Genomic DNA, 608 nt, shown 5'->3' on the forward strand with positions numbered 1-608 from the left:
GAGTGGCGCACTGCCGCAGCAAAGAGGACGCAGAAAAGCTTCATGGCAGTCTGAAGAGACGGTTTGAGGAGTGCGGGTTGGAACTACATCCTGATAAAACCCGCATTGTCTACTGCAGGGACGACGACCGGCGAGGAGAACACCAAGAAATCAAATTCGACTTCCTGGGCTACACCTTCCGGCCGCGGAGGTCCAAGAACAAATACGGAAAGTACTTCATTAACTTCACCCCAGCAGTCAGTAACAAGGCAAAGAAGGCCATGCGGCAAACCATTCGGGGGTGGCGTATGCATTTGAAGCCAGATAAGACCCTTGAGGATTTGTCCCGAATGTTTAATCCGGTAATCAGAGGGTGGGCCAACTTTTATGGACGCTTTTATAAATCAGAAATGTACTCTATATACAGGCATGTGGACCGGGCCTTAGTCCGCTGGGTACAGCAAAAATACAAGAGATTCAAGAGGCATAAGCGGCGGGCAATATATTGGCTCGGCAAGATCGCCAGACGTGAACCGAAATTGTTCATTCACTGGCAAATGGGGATTTGTCCTACGGTTGGATGATGGGAGCCGGATGAGCTGAGAGGTTCAAGTCCGGTTCTGAGAGGG

Annotated in this window: 1 protein-coding gene; it reads left to right on the forward strand. The window is 50.5% G+C overall.

Going from position 1 to position 608, the window contains the following annotated elements:
• On the forward strand, positions 1-563 hold a 563-nt coding region (locus Pmgp_RS19360; protein ID WP_282432927.1), incomplete at its 5' end, for a group II intron maturase-specific domain-containing protein.
• Positions 564-608: the final 45 nt, after the last annotated feature.

The sequence above is a fragment of the Pelotomaculum propionicicum genome (assembly GCF_004369225.1).
GTDB classification, from domain to species: Bacteria; Bacillota; Desulfotomaculia; order Desulfotomaculales; family Pelotomaculaceae; genus Pelotomaculum_B; species Pelotomaculum_B propionicicum.